General features: G+C 61.9%; 18 protein-coding genes. 9 read left to right on the top strand and 9 right to left on the bottom strand.

Annotated elements, in window-relative coordinates:
• Positions 1 to 40: 40 nt before the first annotated feature.
• Both ftsW and RXV86_RS15945 read right to left on the bottom strand, forming a co-directional pair.
• Positions 41 to 1,207 (bottom strand): putative lipid II flippase FtsW, encoded by a 1,167-nt coding sequence (gene ftsW / locus RXV86_RS15950; protein WP_316301253.1) that lies wholly within the window; start codon positions 1,205 to 1,207, stop codon positions 41 to 43.
• Between the two features lie 158 nt (positions 1,208 to 1,365).
• A complete protein-coding gene (locus RXV86_RS15945; protein WP_316301252.1) occupies positions 1,366 to 1,551 on the bottom strand; it encodes a hypothetical protein in 186 nt (61 codons plus the stop codon).
• A gap of 157 nt (positions 1,552 to 1,708) precedes the next feature.
• Here RXV86_RS15945 and RXV86_RS15940 point away from each other — a divergent pair, with 157 nt between their 5' ends.
• Both RXV86_RS15940 and RXV86_RS15935 read left to right on the top strand, forming a co-directional pair.
• Positions 1,709 to 2,377 carry a hypothetical protein gene (locus tag RXV86_RS15940; RefSeq protein WP_316301251.1) on the top strand — a complete coding sequence of 223 codons (669 nt, stop codon included), beginning with the start codon at positions 1,709 to 1,711 and terminating at the stop codon, positions 2,375 to 2,377.
• A gap of 50 nt (positions 2,378 to 2,427) precedes the next feature.
• The gene (locus tag RXV86_RS15935) at positions 2,428 to 3,612 is read left to right on the top strand and encodes an NAD(P)/FAD-dependent oxidoreductase (RefSeq protein ID WP_316301250.1); all 1,185 of its coding nucleotides are present in this window, start codon (positions 2,428 to 2,430) and stop codon (positions 3,610 to 3,612) included.
• A gap of 156 nt (positions 3,613 to 3,768) precedes the next feature.
• Here the strand turns inward: RXV86_RS15935 and RXV86_RS15930 are convergent, their stop codons facing one another.
• From RXV86_RS15930 to RXV86_RS15920, 3 genes are all read right to left on the bottom strand, one after another.
• On the bottom strand, positions 3,769 to 4,188 hold the full coding sequence (locus RXV86_RS15930) for a c-type cytochrome (RefSeq protein ID WP_316301249.1): 420 nt from the start codon (positions 4,186 to 4,188) through the stop codon (positions 3,769 to 3,771).
• Positions 4,185 to 4,592, bottom strand: a complete 408-nt coding sequence (locus RXV86_RS15925) for a cytochrome c (RefSeq protein ID WP_316301248.1) — start codon at positions 4,590 to 4,592, stop codon at positions 4,185 to 4,187. Before RXV86_RS15925 ends, RXV86_RS15930 begins: the two co-directional genes overlap by 4 nt.
• A gap of 96 nt (positions 4,593 to 4,688) precedes the next feature.
• A complete protein-coding gene (locus tag RXV86_RS15920) occupies positions 4,689 to 5,093 on the bottom strand; it encodes a cytochrome c (RefSeq protein WP_316301246.1) in 405 nt (134 codons plus the stop codon).
• A 190-nt stretch (positions 5,094 to 5,283) separates the two neighbouring features.
• On the opposite strand from RXV86_RS15920, the gene RXV86_RS15915 reads away from it, so the two are divergent.
• Together RXV86_RS15915 and RXV86_RS15910 are read left to right on the top strand one after the other, a co-directional pair.
• Positions 5,284 to 5,694, top strand: coding sequence for a PaaI family thioesterase (locus tag RXV86_RS15915; protein WP_316301245.1), 411 nt, complete (start codon positions 5,284 to 5,286; stop codon positions 5,692 to 5,694).
• 141 nt (positions 5,695 to 5,835) lie between these two features.
• On the top strand, positions 5,836 to 6,777 hold the full coding sequence (locus RXV86_RS15910) for an MBL fold metallo-hydrolase (RefSeq protein ID WP_316301244.1): 942 nt from the start codon (positions 5,836 to 5,838) through the stop codon (positions 6,775 to 6,777).
• Positions 6,778 to 6,820: 43 nt separating this feature from the next.
• On the opposite strand, the gene RXV86_RS15905 is transcribed toward RXV86_RS15910, so the two are convergent.
• Positions 6,821 to 7,381: a hypothetical protein gene (locus tag RXV86_RS15905; protein WP_316301243.1), complete on the bottom strand. Its 561-nt coding sequence runs from the start codon at positions 7,379 to 7,381 to the stop codon at positions 6,821 to 6,823.
• An 83-nt stretch (positions 7,382 to 7,464) separates the two neighbouring features.
• On the opposite strand from RXV86_RS15905, the gene RXV86_RS15900 reads away from it, so the two are divergent.
• Positions 7,465 to 7,860, top strand: a complete 396-nt coding sequence (locus RXV86_RS15900) for a metallopeptidase family protein (RefSeq protein ID WP_316301241.1) — start codon at positions 7,465 to 7,467, stop codon at positions 7,858 to 7,860.
• 32 nt (positions 7,861 to 7,892) lie between these two features.
• Here RXV86_RS15900 and RXV86_RS15895 read toward each other — a convergent pair whose 3' ends face one another.
• Positions 7,893 to 8,321 (bottom strand): DUF1801 domain-containing protein, encoded by a 429-nt coding sequence (locus tag RXV86_RS15895; protein WP_316301239.1) that lies wholly within the window; start codon positions 8,319 to 8,321, stop codon positions 7,893 to 7,895.
• A gap of 272 nt (positions 8,322 to 8,593) precedes the next feature.
• Positions 8,594 to 8,974 carry a VOC family protein gene (locus RXV86_RS15890; RefSeq protein WP_316301237.1) on the bottom strand — a complete coding sequence of 127 codons (381 nt, stop codon included), beginning with the start codon at positions 8,972 to 8,974 and terminating at the stop codon, positions 8,594 to 8,596.
• A 73-nt stretch (positions 8,975 to 9,047) separates the two neighbouring features.
• Between RXV86_RS15890 and soxR the strand changes: the two genes are divergently transcribed.
• Positions 9,048 to 9,527: a redox-sensitive transcriptional activator SoxR gene (gene soxR / locus RXV86_RS15885; RefSeq protein ID WP_316301236.1), complete on the top strand. Its 480-nt coding sequence runs from the start codon at positions 9,048 to 9,050 to the stop codon at positions 9,525 to 9,527.
• 213 nt (positions 9,528 to 9,740) lie between these two features.
• On the opposite strand, the gene RXV86_RS15880 is transcribed toward soxR, so the two are convergent.
• A complete protein-coding gene (locus tag RXV86_RS15880) occupies positions 9,741 to 11,402 on the bottom strand; it encodes an NAD+ synthase (protein ID WP_316301235.1) in 1,662 nt (553 codons plus the stop codon).
• 292 nt (positions 11,403 to 11,694) lie between these two features.
• On the opposite strand from RXV86_RS15880, the gene RXV86_RS15875 reads away from it, so the two are divergent.
• The 3 genes from RXV86_RS15875 (at position 11,695) to RXV86_RS15865 (ending at position 15,003) form a co-directional block, all read left to right on the top strand.
• Complete coding sequence (locus RXV86_RS15875) at positions 11,695 to 13,095, top strand: 2-isopropylmalate synthase (protein ID WP_316301234.1); 1,401 nt, start codon at positions 11,695 to 11,697, stop codon at positions 13,093 to 13,095.
• Between the two features lie 42 nt (positions 13,096 to 13,137).
• Positions 13,138 to 14,412, top strand: a complete 1,275-nt coding sequence (locus tag RXV86_RS15870; RefSeq protein ID WP_316301233.1) for a PhnD/SsuA/transferrin family substrate-binding protein — start codon at positions 13,138 to 13,140, stop codon at positions 14,410 to 14,412.
• Positions 14,413 to 14,535: 123 nt separating this feature from the next.
• Entirely contained in the window at positions 14,536 to 15,003 is a 468-nt protein-coding gene (locus tag RXV86_RS15865; protein ID WP_316301232.1) for a DsrE family protein, read from the top strand.
• Positions 15,004 to 15,010 lie beyond the last annotated feature (7 nt).

The following is a 15,010-nucleotide window of genomic DNA, read 5'->3' as shown; positions in this document are numbered from 1 at the left end:
CCCTGTCCCCCGTAGGGTGGGATTTCATCCCACCATCCGTTTACCGCCCGCGTCCGCGGAAAATCTCGTCAATACCACCCTGCGGCCGCGTCCGCGTAAAGGCCAAAAGCATGCCCACGGCGATCCCCCCGGCAATCAGCGACGATCCGCCATAGCTGACGAACGGAAGAGTCATCCCCTTGGCCGGCAACAGCCGCACGGCAACGCCCATGTTGATCATCGCCTGCACCCCGAACATTGCCGCAAGACCGGCACCGGCCAGGCGAATGAACGGATCGCGTTCGCGAATAAGCCGCAAGAGCGAGCGTACCACGACGCTCGCATAAAGCGCGATGATGAAGAGCACAAGCACCAGTCCGTATTCCTCGGCCGCCACGGCAATGATGAAATCGGTATGTGCATCCGGCAGGCTCCATTTGACCTGCCCCTCACCCACGCCGACGCCGAAAAATCCGCCTTCGCGGATCGCGTTTTCGGCATATCCCAGCTGGGTGCGCGGATCGACCTCGGGGTTGAGGAAGCCGTCAATGCGGCGGGCAAAGTGCTCGGAGGCGCCATAGGCAAACGACCCGGCCAGCACCACGATCCCGGCCAACCCGACCAGCACCAGCATCGGTGCCCCGGCGACGAAATACATCACGCCCCAGCCAAACAGGATCAGGCTGGCCTGGCCGAAATCGGGCTGCAGTGCCAGCATGATCACGATCACCACCGCCAGCATCAGCGACAGCATCTTGCCTGGCGGACCATTGATTTCCTGGCTGGCCGCCATCATCCACGCCGCCACCACGATGAACCCGGGTTTGAGGAATTCACTTGGTTGCAACGAGGCAAAACCCAAGGAATACCAACGGGTTGCCCCCTTGCCAAAATCGGTCCCGAAAAACGGCAACCCCGCCAGCGCGACAAACGCCACCACGAACCCGATCACCGCCAGGCGGCGTACCAGGTTTGGGCTCATCATCGAGGTGATCAGCATCGCCACCAGCGCCGCGCCGCCAAAGACTGCCTGGCGCGCCACGTAGTGGAAGGCGCCAAAATCGTTCTTCTCTGCCAGCGGCACGCTCGCCGCCAGCCCCAACAACAGCCCAACCCCAAAAAGGATCATGATGCAGGACAAGGTCCACTTGTCCAACGTCCGCCACCATTTCGGCAAAACCGGTTCGCCCTCGCGCACCGGCACCGCGCCATAGACCATTTCCGTCATGGGAACACCGCCAACAAATCTGCCTCAAAAGCCCCGTTCTCGGGGTCGTTTGGCGCAGTCTAGCACGGTGATTCGTTTTAGGGAAGGACGTGATTCGTTTCACTCCTCTCTGCCCACCCCCGCATCCATCCGGCATGGAACACATGACTTGCCGGGCGTCACACCCACTCTGATAGTGACACACAGCCGTCGGGCGTTTTGGCCGCCACATCCGCCAGCGGCAGGTCCTCGGCCACCACGACGCCCAGACGCGCCAACAGATCGGGCGACAGCGTCTCCGGCCCGGAATCCGCAAAGGGCCCGAGACATCGCGCGCGCCCTTCCCCATCCGGATAGCACGGCAACTTTGCCCGTCCCGATCCCCAAAACGCGGCAGCCTCATCTCGCGGTCCTTTCCTTGGTTGGCCCCAATTCACCGCATCACCCCTGTTTCCGACCAGATGACGGGTCGGCACAGCCCCGACTCTTTCAAATCCGGGGCGTGCCTCCTACATTCAGCCCATGCGTTTTTTCAACTCCATGTTCCTGCGCCCCTTACTCCTCGCCGCACTGCTCCTGCCCACCCCCCTTGCGGCGCAAGAGGCACTCTCGGCCTTCTTCCCCTCGATCCCGATCCACGAGGACGACCAGAACACCGATATCACCGAGCTTGTCGCCATCAACGGCTGTGATCTGGCCTTCAAACACCATTCCACCAAGCGTCAGATCCGTAACCATTGGCTCATCCGCCTGAACCTTGCCGACTATGACGTGGGGCCGCGGGCCCTGCCCCTCGCAGCCCGTCCGAAATTCAGCTCGCGCAACGGGCTGACGCTTCGGGTGCTGTCTGACGCGGCCCCGTCACAAGCGCAGCAAAAGGCAATCCGCAACCGAAATCAGGCCGCTCGCCTGTCACCTCTCAAACTCCGCCAAGGTGCCTATTCGCAAAACCGGATCGCCGAAAGCGCCGTCGCGCTCACCCGGCTCCATGCCGGCATGATGTCCGGCACCCATGGCCCATTCGCCAGCCGCAACTTCACCCTCTTCATGACACGGCGCGATCCAACCCGGGACGCGTTTACCACCTTGTCCGTCTCCGCTCCCAAACTGCACGTTCTGCCAGTCGCGCTTGCACGCGCCGATGCCCTGCGCGCCGCTCTGCGGGCCCATAAACGGGTCCATTGTCCCTGACCGGGCCCAATGCCCCTTGACCCGCCCGCTGCGCTTTGCCAACCGGGGACATGGAGATCGAAACCCTCATCCTCGGCGCGGGTGCGGCCGGCCTGATGTGCGCGGCCCATGCAGGGCCGTCAACGTTGATCATCGATCACGCCAAACGCCCGGGCGAGAAGATCCGGATCTCCGGTGGCGGGCGCTGCAATTTCACGAATCTCGATGTCACGGCAGCCAATTTTCACGGATCGAACCCGCATTTCTGCAAATCCGCCCTGGCACGCTATAGCCAGTGGGATTTCATCTCTTTGATCTCGGACCATGGCATCACATGGCACGAAAAAACCCTTGGACAGCTCTTCTGCGACGACAAGGCCACACAAATTGTCGACATGCTGACCGGTCTTGTTGCCCGGGCCGGGGCAACGCTACAACTGGAAACCTCACTCACCGAACTCGGCCATGATGGCAGCCATTTCACCGCCACTCTGGCGCGTGGCAACACCCGACGAACCGTCAAAGCCCGCAACCTTGTCATCGCCACAGGGGGCAAATCGATCCCCAAGATGGGCGCCACTGGGCTGGCCTATGACATCGCCAGGCAGTTCGGCCTTTCACTGACCCAGACCCGCCCGGCGCTGGTGCCGTTCACTTTTCCCGACGGCCGCTTTGTCTCGTTATCCGGCACGGCGCTGCCCGTCCGCGCTTCGACCAGTGACGTCTCCTTCGACGAAGCCCTGCTTTTCACCCATCGCGGTCTCTCCGGCCCTGCAATCCTGCAAATTTCGTCCTTCTGGCAACCCGGCACACCGATCTCGCTCGACCTCTCCCCCGCGGCGCCGCTGTTCGACGCCTTGAAATCGCAACGCCAGTATGAGGGGCGCAGACAGATGGGAACCGCGCTCTCCGCCCACCTGCCCGCGCGGCTTGCTCAATACCTTGCCGAGACCCTAGATCTCTCTGGCAACCTGGCGGATCAATCTGACGCTGCGCTGCGCGCGCTTGCCGACAGTCTGCACAACTGGCAGCTCACCCCGTCGGGCACCGAAGGCTACCGCACCGCCGAGGTCACCGCCGGTGGCATCGCCACCGACCAGATCAGCTCGAAAACCATGATGGCCGCCGCCCGGCCCGGGCTCTATTTCATCGGCGAATGCCTTGATGTCACGGGATGGCTCGGCGGCTACAATTTCCAATGGGCCTGGTCCTCGGCCATGGCCGCCGCCCGTGACATCACGCGCCAAACCGCCTAGTCTCTTGCTTTGTCCAAATACTCAAATCCTCCCCCTCAACAGGCCCAAATCCCTGCAAGCCAAGGGGCCGCGCACGCCCATGTTCCTCCTCCCACAAGGGAGGAGGTCAGGAGGAGGGGTCGAGGAAAATCTTGCGCCGTCAGGCGCGCATTTGGATCAGCGCTGGATGCTTTCAAGATAAACCATCAAGGCCACCAGGGGTCTTGGCGCCGGGCTCATCACCCCGTCGCCGCTGTCCACCGGCACACTCGGCCCTTCCAGCAGAAGGCCGAATTCCGGCATATTCTGATCCGGCAACCGGCCTCGTGTATAGCCATCGATATAGGACAGAACCTCGGCCCGCGGGAACACCCCCTTGTTGGCCTGTGCCAGCCGGGTCAGATCGGCGGGCTTGCGGCCCAGCTCGACGCGAATTTCCTCAGCCAGCTCGCCGGTTCCGCGCGCATCGGGGCCGTGGCACATGGCGCAATTCTCGGCAAACAGAGCCGCCCCCTCGTCCGGTCCGGGCATTTCCGCCAGGGCACAGGCCGCAGCAACCCCCACCCCGAACAGACCCGCAACCGCCAGGCGTCTCATTGCTGTATCTCCTTCAGATAGGTCACCAGATCGGCCACCGGCCTGCTGGTCAACAACGGCTGTCCACTAGCGGTTTTCATTGCCGTGTCATCGCCTTCGAAGAAATCGCCATAGACCGGCATGGGCGAGCCATGCGCCACCAGCGGGTCGCGCCCGTCAATCCGTCGCACCACCCGGAGCAGAGGGAAGTTGCCCCCTTCTTCACTGGCTGCCAATCGCGTCAGGTCCGCCGGCGGTACAAGCAGCACCCCGGCCATTGGGCCACCCCCCTTGGCATCAAGCCCATGGCACGTCGCACAGTGGCGCTCATAAAGCACCGCTCCTTCCATCGCGTCCTGCGCCGACGCAGCTCCGGAGGCAGAGATCAGCACAATTGCCCCCAGAACATAGCTGAATATCTTCATAACCTCATCCTTTCGCACCCTGAGCCCCTCGCGCTCAAGTATAACCGATTCCCGCGTTGCACCCCATGATCCGCATCACGCGGCCCACCGCAACTCCTAGCGCTGCAAAGTTCCCAGGTAACTGACCAGTTCCAGCAGCGCCACTGGCGTCATGATCTCCTCGCCCTTGGGCGAGACCCAGATCTGCTTGGGTCCTTCCAGGAGCGGGCCGAATTCGGGCATGGCCGAAAACGCATGTTTGCCAGGATAACCATAAACGGTCGCCATCACGTGTTCGGTCGGAAATGCCCCGTCATTGGCAAGCCTCAGCACCGTCAGATCCGCTGGCGGCACCGGCAGACTGTCGGCGATCGGCCCGTCGCCCACGGCGCTGTTGCCATGACAACTGGCACAATAATGCGTGTAGGTTTCGCGCCCCGGGCTGGGCGCCATATCGGTACAGGCCCCGATCAGGCCCACGGTCATCATCGCTCCTGCAAGCGAAAAAAATGTCCTGCTCATCTCCACCGCGCCTTTCTTATGCCTGCGCTTTTCGGGAATCATGGCCCCTTTGGCATGGAAAATCAATGACCTGGATCGCCGCCAGCCCTCACGTCCCGGTGAGGCGCAACCCGTCGCGGCGCTGGAACCATCACGCCCATCATGCCACACTCGCGCGACGCATCACGACGAACAGGCCGAAAGGACACCCATGAGTTTGACCACCGACACAGCCCAGCAATTTCTTGCCGACAACTTCGCCGACTGGGTCCAGGCGCTCGACCTGACCATCGCCGAAATCGGACCCTCCGGGGCCACCCTGCGGATGCCGATCACCCCAGCGCTGGCGCGTGTCGGCGGCATTCTCTCCGGCCAAGCGCTGGCGGCCATGGCAGATACTTCGATGGTCTTTGCCTGCGCCGGACACATGGGCGAGTTTCGACCCGTCGCCACCACCAATCTCGACACCGTCTTCCTGCGCCCTGGCACCGGTGACAGCGTGCGCTGCGAGGCCGAGATCGTCCGCGCCGGCAAGGCCCTGATGTTTGCCCGTGCCACAATGGTCGCCGAACCGTCGGACAAACCGGTCGCAACCGCCACAGCCACCTTCTTCCTGCCCTAGGCGCTCTCGCCAACTGCGCATTCCTGCACAGATCGGCCTGCGCAGTGACACGGGAGGTCACGCTGTCGTGATCCCTCGGTTGCAGCATTTCGCGCTAAGCTTGCAAACAATTCCTGCGAAGACATTGAACACGAGGCCGCCATGACCAAAGAAAACCCTGCCTTTTCCATCACCCGCCGTGCCACCCTGATGGGTGCCGCCGCCCTGCCGCTCGCAACGGTCGCGGCGTCCCCCGCCTTCGCTGCCGCCGAGATGCTTGGCATTGCCACCACCCGGTTCAATCGCTTCAAACTGGGCAGCTTCGAGGTCACCGCGCTTCTGGCTGGTACCCGAACCGTACCCGGCCCGCAGAACATTTTCGGCATGAATGTCTCGGCCGAAGACTTTGCCGCCGCCTCGGCCGCCGCCAACATTCCCACCAACAAGGCACAGTTCTTCTTCACCCCCACCGTGGTCAATACCGGGTCCGAACTGATCCTGTTCGATACAGGACTCAACGCCGGCGGCATCTCGGGCGCGCTCAAGGCCGCTGGCTACATGCCAGACCAGATCGACAAGGTGGTGCTCACCCACATGCATGGCGACCATATCGGTGGCATGATGAACCAAGGCTCCCCGACCTTTAACAATGCCGCCTACGTCACCGGCGCAGCCGAGTTCGATGCCTGGGATATGGCCGGTAACGAGAAGTTCGAGGCAAATGTCCGCCCCGTCGCCGACAACATGGCCATGCTTGATGATGGGGGCTCGGTCACCTCGGGCATAACCGCCATGGCCGCCTTCGGCCACACGCCGGGCCACATGACCTACATGCTGGAAAGCGAAGGTCAGCAACTGCTGATCGCCGCCGATTTCGCCAACCACTATGTCTGGTCGCTCGCTTATCCCGATTGGGAGGTCAAGTTCGACCGTGACAAGGCAATGGCTGCCCAGACACGGCGCAAGGTTCTCGGCATGCTCGCCGCCGACAATATCCCCTTCATCGGCTACCACATGCCCTGGCCCGCCATGGGCTATGTCGAAACTCGCGGCGACGGGTTCCACTATGTGGCCGCCAGCTACCAAATGATGATGGACGGCTAAAACAATCGTAGGCCGGGCTTCAGCCCGGCTTACCCCTCGCCGCTCACTTCAGCGGTGCAAGCTCCACACTCCACCGGATCGTAACCGGCACCGGCGCAACCCCGTCTGCAGGCTTGGCGTCCCCCTTCATGTAACCAACCAGCCGTATAAACTCGCCCTCAACCACCGCGTCCAGCCGGTTATTTTCAAAGGTGAGCTCGGTCACCGCACCCTTCCCGCCATCAGCTCCCATCGCCATCGGTGCGTCATAGCCCTGCTCGTCGTACAGCTCCGCCGACAGCATCTTGAACTTGCCACTCTGCTGCTGCAGCGTCACCTGCACCATGGGCGATATGAACTGACCGCTGTCATCTACCGCTCTCGCCGCGGAGTTAATGGTCAGATGCGATCCCATGATCATCTTCTGCGTGGCATAACCGCGCTGCTTTTCCTTGTCATAGGCAATCACTAGGTCCAGAACCTCATCGCCCATTTCGACCTGCATCTGCCCCATCTGCGAATAGCGCGGCGCCAATTCACCTGCCCAGGCCGCCCCGGACATGACCGCAAAAACACCAAAACCAATCATTGCCTGTCTTAAAAACATCTCGATTCCTCCCAACATCACGCCATCGAAGCGCAACGGGCCGAAGCGTGCAAGGTTTCAGCAGCTTTTCTTTCCCGCCGCCCCGGCCCATATCTGGACACATGACCACACAAACACCCAGCTTGGCCGAATTCGAGCAGATCGCCCGCGACACCGTTGCCCGCTTCCCCGCGCCTTTCGGTGATCTTGCCCGCGAGGTGGCGATCTGCGTCGTCGACTGGCCACCCGCGGACATCCTGCGCGATCTCGACATCACCGACCCTTACGAGTTGACCGGGCTGTATTCCGGCATCCCGCTGACCGAGAAATCTGTGTTCCACCAACCGATCGGCCCGGACACAGTGTGGCTGTTCCGCGAACCGGTCCTCGATGAATGGCGGGCGCGGGGCAACATCACCCTGGCCGAGCTTGTCGCCCATGTCACCGTGCACGAGTTTGCCCACCATTTCGGCTGGTCCGACGATGACATCGCCAGCATCGACGAATGGTGGAAGTAGAGTGCGCCTCTTGCGCACCTGTCGCTACGCATCTATTCCGGCAAGACATCCCAACGCCGCCCCAGATCCTCCAACCCGGCCCGGATCAACTCTTCCAGTATCGCTTTATTAATATCTGACATCTTGTTGATATAAAGGCAGGATTTTCCCAGCCGGTGCTTGCCCAACCGGCCCAGGATTTCGCTGAAATCCGCGTATCCCGGCATGATATAGATCACCAGGCTGGCCTTTCTCGGCGCAAATCCCGTGGCCAGGAAATCGCCCTCGCGCCCGCTATCATAGCGGTAGTGATAGCGCCCATAGCCAATGATCGACGGCCCCCACAACCGCGGTAGGAACCCGGTAACACGGCGGAAAACCTCGTCCAGCTGCTCCGCATCCTCGCGGCGCCGCTGGGGCTCCACTTGCGCCAGGTACGCGGCCACATCCGCATCCGTGGGCTCGGTCTTGTTCTCAGACATTGGGGCAGCCTATCCCTTTTCCGAAATATCACATAGCGCCAAAGGGGGGCGGCGCGAAACGGAGCGTGGCCCGCGCATCCGGCCGCTTTCTTTCAGCAAACGAACCCGGCGGATCGTCACCGGAAACACCATTTCCGATGTTGCTCGACGCAATCACGTTGCGAGACCGGCCTCGAATGCCCAACAGGCGGCGCACCCGCATGTCGTGTTGGTGAAGGCGGGCCAGCAGGCCGGAAACCACTCCCGGCCGGGCCGACGTTTCGCAAGCCATGTTACCCATAGCTGACCACCTCCCACTCGGTGCCATCATGATCGTTGAAATAGAACCGCCGTCCCGGTTCGTAATCCGCATGGCTGTGGGTCTCCAGCCCCGCTGCCTTCACCTTGGCCTCGACAGCATCCAGGTCCTCAACCACCACGCCGATATGGTTCAGCCCACCCGTGGTGCGATAGGTATCCACCTTCTCCCCGACCTGGTTGGCATGCTGATAGAGCGCCACATAGGTGCCATCATCACCGACATGGGCGCTTTCGCCGCCATGGATTGCCCCGCCACGCCAGCGGACGCGCCAGCCAAACAAGTCCTCGACCAGCGCCACCGAGCGGTTCAGATCGCTGACCGTCACGTTCACATGTTCCAATATCGTTGCCATTTCACGTCTCCTTTGCATGTTGTTCGCGGCCACGCTAATTTCTCAACCTAACTTGAGGTCAAGAGGTTTTTTCATGACTCGAAAATCCGCCCGCCTGCCCCCGTCTCCTGAGGATATGCTACCCATCGGGTTCATTGCGAAGCGCACCGGCCTCGCCGTCTCGGCAATCCGATTTTACGAGGACAAGGGCCTCATCCGCTCTGTCCGAGCAGCTTCGGGTCAGCGACGGTTTGCCCGCGCCGACATCCGCCGCCTTAGCTTTATCAAGATCGCCCAGGGGCTGGGGTTCACTCTGCCGCAGATCCGCGACACCCTCGCCTCCCTGCCCGACGCCCGCACCCCCACCGCTCGCGACTGGGCGCGGATATCGCGCCGTTTCCGCGCGGCGCTGGATGATCGGATCGCGACACTCGAACGCCTGCGAGACGATCTTGACGGCTGTATCGGCTGCGGCTGTTTGAGCCTGGACAGGTGTCGCCTCTACAATCCCGATGATGCAGTGGCGGCCTCCGGCCCCGGTGCGCGGCTTTTGCTGAAGAATGGCGCCACCTAGGAGGTTTTGCGCTGGCTGACGCCATCGCGGCGGGCGCCGAGCTCACGTTCGGCTGGGCGCGGTGCACGTGTTGGGGAAAACCTGCAACTGCGGCGCATGTAGCAAATGTTGGATGTGAGTATTTTCACAAAGAAAGAACCCGTATCTCTTTCTTTGCTCAAATACTCGTTCCAGATGCTCACCGCAGCCGCAACGCCGAGGGTCAAGTACCCGTCACCCTGGGTCGCGCCAGCGATTGACGATCGGATAGCGCCGGTCCAACCAGAAGGCACGCGGCGTCAGACGTGCCCCCGGTGCCGATTGGAAGCGCTTGTATTCACTGATGTAAATCAGGTGTTCGACCCGTTTGACCACGTCGCGCTCATAGCCGGCGGCCACGCAATCGCTGACGCTGGCCTCGCCATCCACCAGCATGGTCAGGATACCATCCAGCACCTCGTAAGGCGGCAGCGAATCCTCGTCCTTCTGGTCCTCGCGCAGTTCGGCCGTGGGGGGCTTGTCGATCACCCGCGGCGGGATCACCTCACCCGCCGGTCCCATCATCCACTCGGGGCGGTGGTTGGCATTGCGCCAGCGACAGGTCTCGAACACCCGCGTTTTGTAGAGATCCTTGATCGGGTTATAGCCGCCCGCCATGTCGCCATAGATCGTGGCATAGCCGACCGCGACCTCGGACTTGTTGCCGGTGGTCAGCAGCATTTCTCCGAACTTGTTGCTCATCGCCATCAACAAAAGCCCCCGCAGGCGCGACTGAATGTTCTCTTCGGTCACATCTGCCGCGAGACCCGCAAAAAGCGGGGAGAGCGTTTCCGTCACCGCCGCGCGCGAGGCCGAAATCGGCACGAAATCATAGGCACAGCCCAGCGCCTCGGCCACCGCCCTGGCGTCTTCCAGTGAATGCTCGGAGGTATATTCCGACGGCAGCATGACGCAGCGCACATTTTCGGGACCCAGCGCATCGGCGGCAATCGTCGCGACGATGGCCGAATCGATCCCGCCCGACAGGCCCAGCAGAACCTTCTTGAACCCGGTCTTGCCCATGTAATCGCGCAAGCTCTCGACCATGCAGCGGTAATCCTGCTCCCATTCATCCGGCAGATGCGCCTTGTCGCCGGGCACGGCCTTCCAGCCTTCGTCGCCTCGGATGAAATCCACATGGGACACGCATTCATCAAACACCGGCATCTGCACCGCCAACTCGCCATGCGGGTTCAGCACGAAGGTACCACCATCAAACACCTGGTCATCCTGCCCGCCGACCATGTTGAGATAGACCAGCGGCAAACCGGTCTCGACCACCCGCGCCACCATCATGTTGGCGCGCACGTCGAATTTGTTGCGGTAATAGGGCGAGCCGTTCGGGACCAACAGGAACTCGGCCCCGGTTTCGGCCAGGGTCTCGGCCACGTCTTCGTGCCAGGCATCCTCGCAGATCGGCGAACCGATGCGCACATTGCCGATCGCGTAAGGCCCACCCATCGGGCCGTTGTCGTAAATGCGGACCTCGTCGAACACGGTCTCATTGGGCAGGTGGTGTTTCAGCACTTTGGTCACGATCTTGCCACCCCGGCAGATGTAATAACCGTTGTAAAGCGACGCCCCCTCCAGCGCCGGACCGCCGATGGCAATCGCCGGCCCATCGGCGCAATCCGCCGCCAATGCCTCGATCGTGGCAATCGCCGCCTGGTGAAACACCGGCTTCATGATCAGGTCCTGGGTGTTGTAGCCAGTGATGAACATCTCGGGAAAGGCCACCATGTCGGCTTCCGCCTCGCGTGCCTTGTCCCAGGCCTTGCGCGCTTTGGCGGCATTGCCCTCCAGATCACCCACCGTCGGGTTGAGCTGAGCCAAAGTCAGTCGAAACCTGTCACCCATTCGCCCGCACCTTTTGCCTGTTCACGCGTCTGTCGCGCCAAGATTTATCAGAACACCCGGCAAGGGAAAGCTGAATCACAGTCTCCCGCCTTGTCCCCGGCAGGTAAAAGGTGGGCCGCCGCGCAACATGTCTGCATTGCGCTTGCCTCGCCAAAAACCGCTGATTTAACGAAACCGGGGAACGCTTTGGGGAAAACACGTTGCCTGCCCGCCGCCGCTGCCCTAGATTTCCCGCACCCGTGCCCAATCGAAAACAACGCGGCGCGGGTCAATCAGGGGGCCGAACCAAAAAATGCCAAGACCGCTCACATCTCTTCTGGCCAGCACCGCCATGATCGTCGTGCTTGCCCTGCCCGCAATGGCCCAACAGGGTGAGGTCCAGACCAAGCAATATGACGATGGCGGCGTCTATGAAGGCACCTTCCAGGATGGGCTGCAGCATGGCCAGGGCACCTATCGGCTGCCCAATGGCTATGAGTATTCCGGCGAATGGGTCGAAGGCGAGATCAAGGGCAAGGGCGTGGCCCGCTTCCCCAACGGGTCGGTCTACGAGGGCGACTTTGCCAAGGGCAAGCCCAACGGGTTGGGCAAGATCGTGTTTTCCGATGGCGGCACCTACGAGGGATCGTGGGAAGACGGCAAGATCATGGGCGAAGGCATTGCGGCCTATGCCAACGGGGTCAGCTATGATGGCGGCTTCCGCAACGCCATGCATCACGGCCACGGCACCATGCGCTCGCCCAACGGCTATGTCTACGAAGGCAGCTGGGTGAACGGCGTCAAGGACGGCATGGGCAAGATCACCTACCCCGACGGCGCGATCTATGACGGCCAGATCGTCAAGGGCGCGCGCGAGGGCGAAGGCACGCTCACCATGCCCGACGGGCTGATCTACAAGGGGCTGTGGAAGGATGGCCAGATCAACGGCACCGGCACCCTGACCCAGCCCAATGGCGACGTCTATACCGGTGCGCTGGTGGCAGGACGGCGCGAAGGCGAAGGCAAGGTGACCTATGCCAATGGCGATGTCTACGAGGGCGACTTCAAAGATGACAAACGCGAGGGCCAGGGCAACTTTACCGGCGCCGACGGCTACCGCTATATCGGCACCTGGGTGGCCGGCCGGATCGAGGGTACTGGCGAGGTGACTTATCCCGACGGCTCGATCTATGTCGGCCAGTTCCGCGCCGACCTGGCCGATGGCGAGGGCAAGATTACCTATCCCGACGGCTCGACCTATGAAGGCCAGTGGAAGGCCGGCGTGATCGAAGGCAATGGCAAGGCCACCTATACCAACGGCCTCACCTACGAGGGTGGGTTCCTCAACGCCAGGAACCACGGCCAGGGTGTAATGACCTATGCCGATGGCTACCGTTACGAGGGCGACTGGGCAAACGGCCAGCGCCACGGGCAAGGGGTAGCCACCTACCCTGATGGCACCGTCTACAAGGGCGGTTTTGCCGACGGGCAGCGCCACGGTCAGGGCGAAATCGCCATGCCCGATGGCTTCCGCTATACCGGTGCCTGGCAGGATGGCGAAATCTCGGGCCGGGGTATCGCCACCTATGCCAATGGCGACGTCTATGAGGGCACCTTCCTCAAGGGCAAACGCCAGGGCGCGGGCAAAATGGTCTATGCCGATGGCCAGGAAGACAGCGGCAGATGGGAAAACGGCGCGCTGCAAAGCGACTAACAAGCCACCCCACACCGCGACCAAAGGGAGGACACGCAGCACATGCGCTTCGCATGGCGATGGATCGTGGCTTGCGGGCTGGCGCTCGCCACCATTGTGCTGCCTGCTCTAAACTCCAACGCTCAGAATAACGAACCCGACGGCGGCATCCGTGTCGGCATCCTGGCGCATCGCGGCTCACCGGGTGTCGCCCGCTACTGGACCCCGCTTCAGACTTACCTTTCAGCGACGCTCGACCAGCCGGTGGAATTCGTCCCCGTCACCCTTGCTTCGGCCGGGCCTCTGATCGAGACCGGCGCGCTGCACTTCCTGATCACCAATCCCGGCCATTACGTCGCCCTTGAACGGCAATTCCCGATGAGCGTGATCGCAACCCTGCACCGCCGCCTCTCGGATGGCTCGCAACGCTCCGAGTTCGGCAGCACCATCATCACCGCCACCAGTTCGGACATCTCCACCCTCAAGGACAGCGCAGGCCGCCATGTCACCGCCGTTGATCCCCGCGCCTTTGGCGGGTTTCAAGTCGCCTGGCGCGAATTCACCGCCCAGGATGTCGATCCTTTCTCCGATTTTGCGGAACTCGCCTTTGTCGGCTTCCCGCAGGACCGCATCATTGATGACGTGCTGGCGGGCAAGACCGACATCGGCATCATCCGCTCGGGCCTGATCGAGACCATGGCCGCCGAGGGCCGTCTTGATCCCGCCAGGCTGCGGGTGCTCAACGCCAACGCCAATTTCACCTTCCCCGATGCGGTCTCGACCCGGCTCTACCCGGAATGGCCCTTCCTGGCTCTGGCGGGCACCCAGGCCGAGCTGCGCGACCGCACCGCCCTTGCCCTCCTGCAAACCCAGCTGCCCAGAATACGTGCCACCCACGCTCTACGCGACGGTTGGGGTGCGCCGCTCAGCTACCATTCGGCGCGTTCACTTGATGCCGCCTATATCGCCAGCACCGATCCAACCACGGGGAGCACCACCATCGACCCAACATGGTTCCTGCTGATCCCGGCTACAGCCCTGCTCACCGCTTTCCTGGTCTGGCTGCAAATCCGTCGCGGGCGCAAACCGGCACCCGACCTTGTGGTATCGGACGACCCAATGCCCACGCAGCCCCCGGTGCAACTCACCCAGCGCGAAAGCGAGATCCTCACATTGGTCACCGATGGCATGTCTTCCAAGGAAATCGCCCGCCAGCTGGGCATTAGTCCAAAAACCGTCGAATTTCACCGCTCCAACCTGTTGAAAAAGTACGAGGCGAAATCAGTGGTCGACTTGGTCCGCATGACCGCCAATTTACCCGAAAATCCGCAAACCTAGGGTATCCCCTAGGGGATTTTGCCGGTTTTTCCGGGAATGTCGCCAGTTATGTGTGCGCCGCCCGCCATGCCAGACTTCCCTTGCCTGCACCAATGACAGGCCACGAAAAACTGGGAGGTCCAAATGAAACTCATCCGCAAACTGGCTACCGCCTTTGCCGCGCTCACCCTAGCGCTGTCGCTGACCCTCGTCGCCGGCCAGGCCGACGCTGAACGCTATGGCAAGCAGAAGGTGGTCTATCATATCAACTACCCCGGCGGCCCCGATGACAAGAAATACATCGGCGCGATGCGCAACATCCAGAACCACATCAACGCGGTGGGTGCCGACAACATGGACATCAAGGTCGTGCTGCACGGCAATGGTGTTGGCATCCTCAAAAGTGCGATGGCCAACAAACCGCTGCAAACCCGCATCGTCGAACTCAAGGGCCAGAATGTCAGCGTCCACGTGTGCAACAACACGCTTGTTGGACGCAAGATCGACTATGACAACGACCTTTTCGACGTGTTCGAAGAAGACATCGTGCCCTCGGGCGTGGCCGAACTGAGCCACCTTCAACAGCAGGGCTACACCTACATCAAACCCTGAACCGCGT

This window comes from Aliisedimentitalea sp. MJ-SS2 (assembly GCF_032586155.1).
Taxonomy (GTDB): Bacteria; Pseudomonadota; Alphaproteobacteria; order Rhodobacterales; family Rhodobacteraceae; genus JAWHTC01.
The sequence above is the reverse complement of the archived record's forward strand: the minus strand, read 5'-3'. Positions and strand labels throughout refer to the sequence as shown.

Excerpts from the sequence above, each read along its gene's own strand:
- ftsW (WP_316301253.1), bottom strand. The coding sequence starts at position 1,207 with ATGACGGAAATGGTCTATGGCGCGGTGCCGGTGCGCGAGGGCGAACCG.
- RXV86_RS15940 (WP_316301251.1), top strand. The coding sequence starts at position 1,709 with ATGCGTTTTTTCAACTCCATGTTCCTGCGCCCCTTACTCCTCGCCGCA.
- RXV86_RS15935 (WP_316301250.1), top strand. The coding sequence starts at position 2,428 with ATGGAGATCGAAACCCTCATCCTCGGCGCGGGTGCGGCCGGCCTGATG.
- RXV86_RS15930 (WP_316301249.1), bottom strand. The coding sequence starts at position 4,188 with ATGAGACGCCTGGCGGTTGCGGGTCTGTTCGGGGTGGGGGTTGCTGCG.
- RXV86_RS15925 (WP_316301248.1), bottom strand. The coding sequence starts at position 4,592 with ATGAAGATATTCAGCTATGTTCTGGGGGCAATTGTGCTGATCTCTGCC.
- RXV86_RS15920 (WP_316301246.1), bottom strand. The coding sequence starts at position 5,093 with ATGAGCAGGACATTTTTTTCGCTTGCAGGAGCGATGATGACCGTGGGC.
- RXV86_RS15915 (WP_316301245.1), top strand. The coding sequence starts at position 5,284 with ATGAGTTTGACCACCGACACAGCCCAGCAATTTCTTGCCGACAACTTC.
- RXV86_RS15910 (WP_316301244.1), top strand. The coding sequence starts at position 5,836 with ATGACCAAAGAAAACCCTGCCTTTTCCATCACCCGCCGTGCCACCCTG.
- RXV86_RS15905 (WP_316301243.1), bottom strand. The coding sequence starts at position 7,381 with ATGTTGGGAGGAATCGAGATGTTTTTAAGACAGGCAATGATTGGTTTT.
- RXV86_RS15900 (WP_316301241.1), top strand. The coding sequence starts at position 7,465 with ATGACCACACAAACACCCAGCTTGGCCGAATTCGAGCAGATCGCCCGC.
- RXV86_RS15895 (WP_316301239.1), bottom strand. The coding sequence starts at position 8,321 with ATGTCTGAGAACAAGACCGAGCCCACGGATGCGGATGTGGCCGCGTAC.
- RXV86_RS15890 (WP_316301237.1), bottom strand. The coding sequence starts at position 8,974 with ATGGCAACGATATTGGAACATGTGAACGTGACGGTCAGCGATCTGAAC.
- soxR (WP_316301236.1), top strand. The coding sequence starts at position 9,048 with ATGACTCGAAAATCCGCCCGCCTGCCCCCGTCTCCTGAGGATATGCTA.
- RXV86_RS15880 (WP_316301235.1), bottom strand. The coding sequence starts at position 11,402 with ATGGGTGACAGGTTTCGACTGACTTTGGCTCAGCTCAACCCGACGGTG.
- RXV86_RS15875 (WP_316301234.1), top strand. The coding sequence starts at position 11,695 with ATGCCAAGACCGCTCACATCTCTTCTGGCCAGCACCGCCATGATCGTC.
- RXV86_RS15870 (WP_316301233.1), top strand. The coding sequence starts at position 13,138 with ATGCGCTTCGCATGGCGATGGATCGTGGCTTGCGGGCTGGCGCTCGCC.
- RXV86_RS15865 (WP_316301232.1), top strand. The coding sequence starts at position 14,536 with ATGAAACTCATCCGCAAACTGGCTACCGCCTTTGCCGCGCTCACCCTA.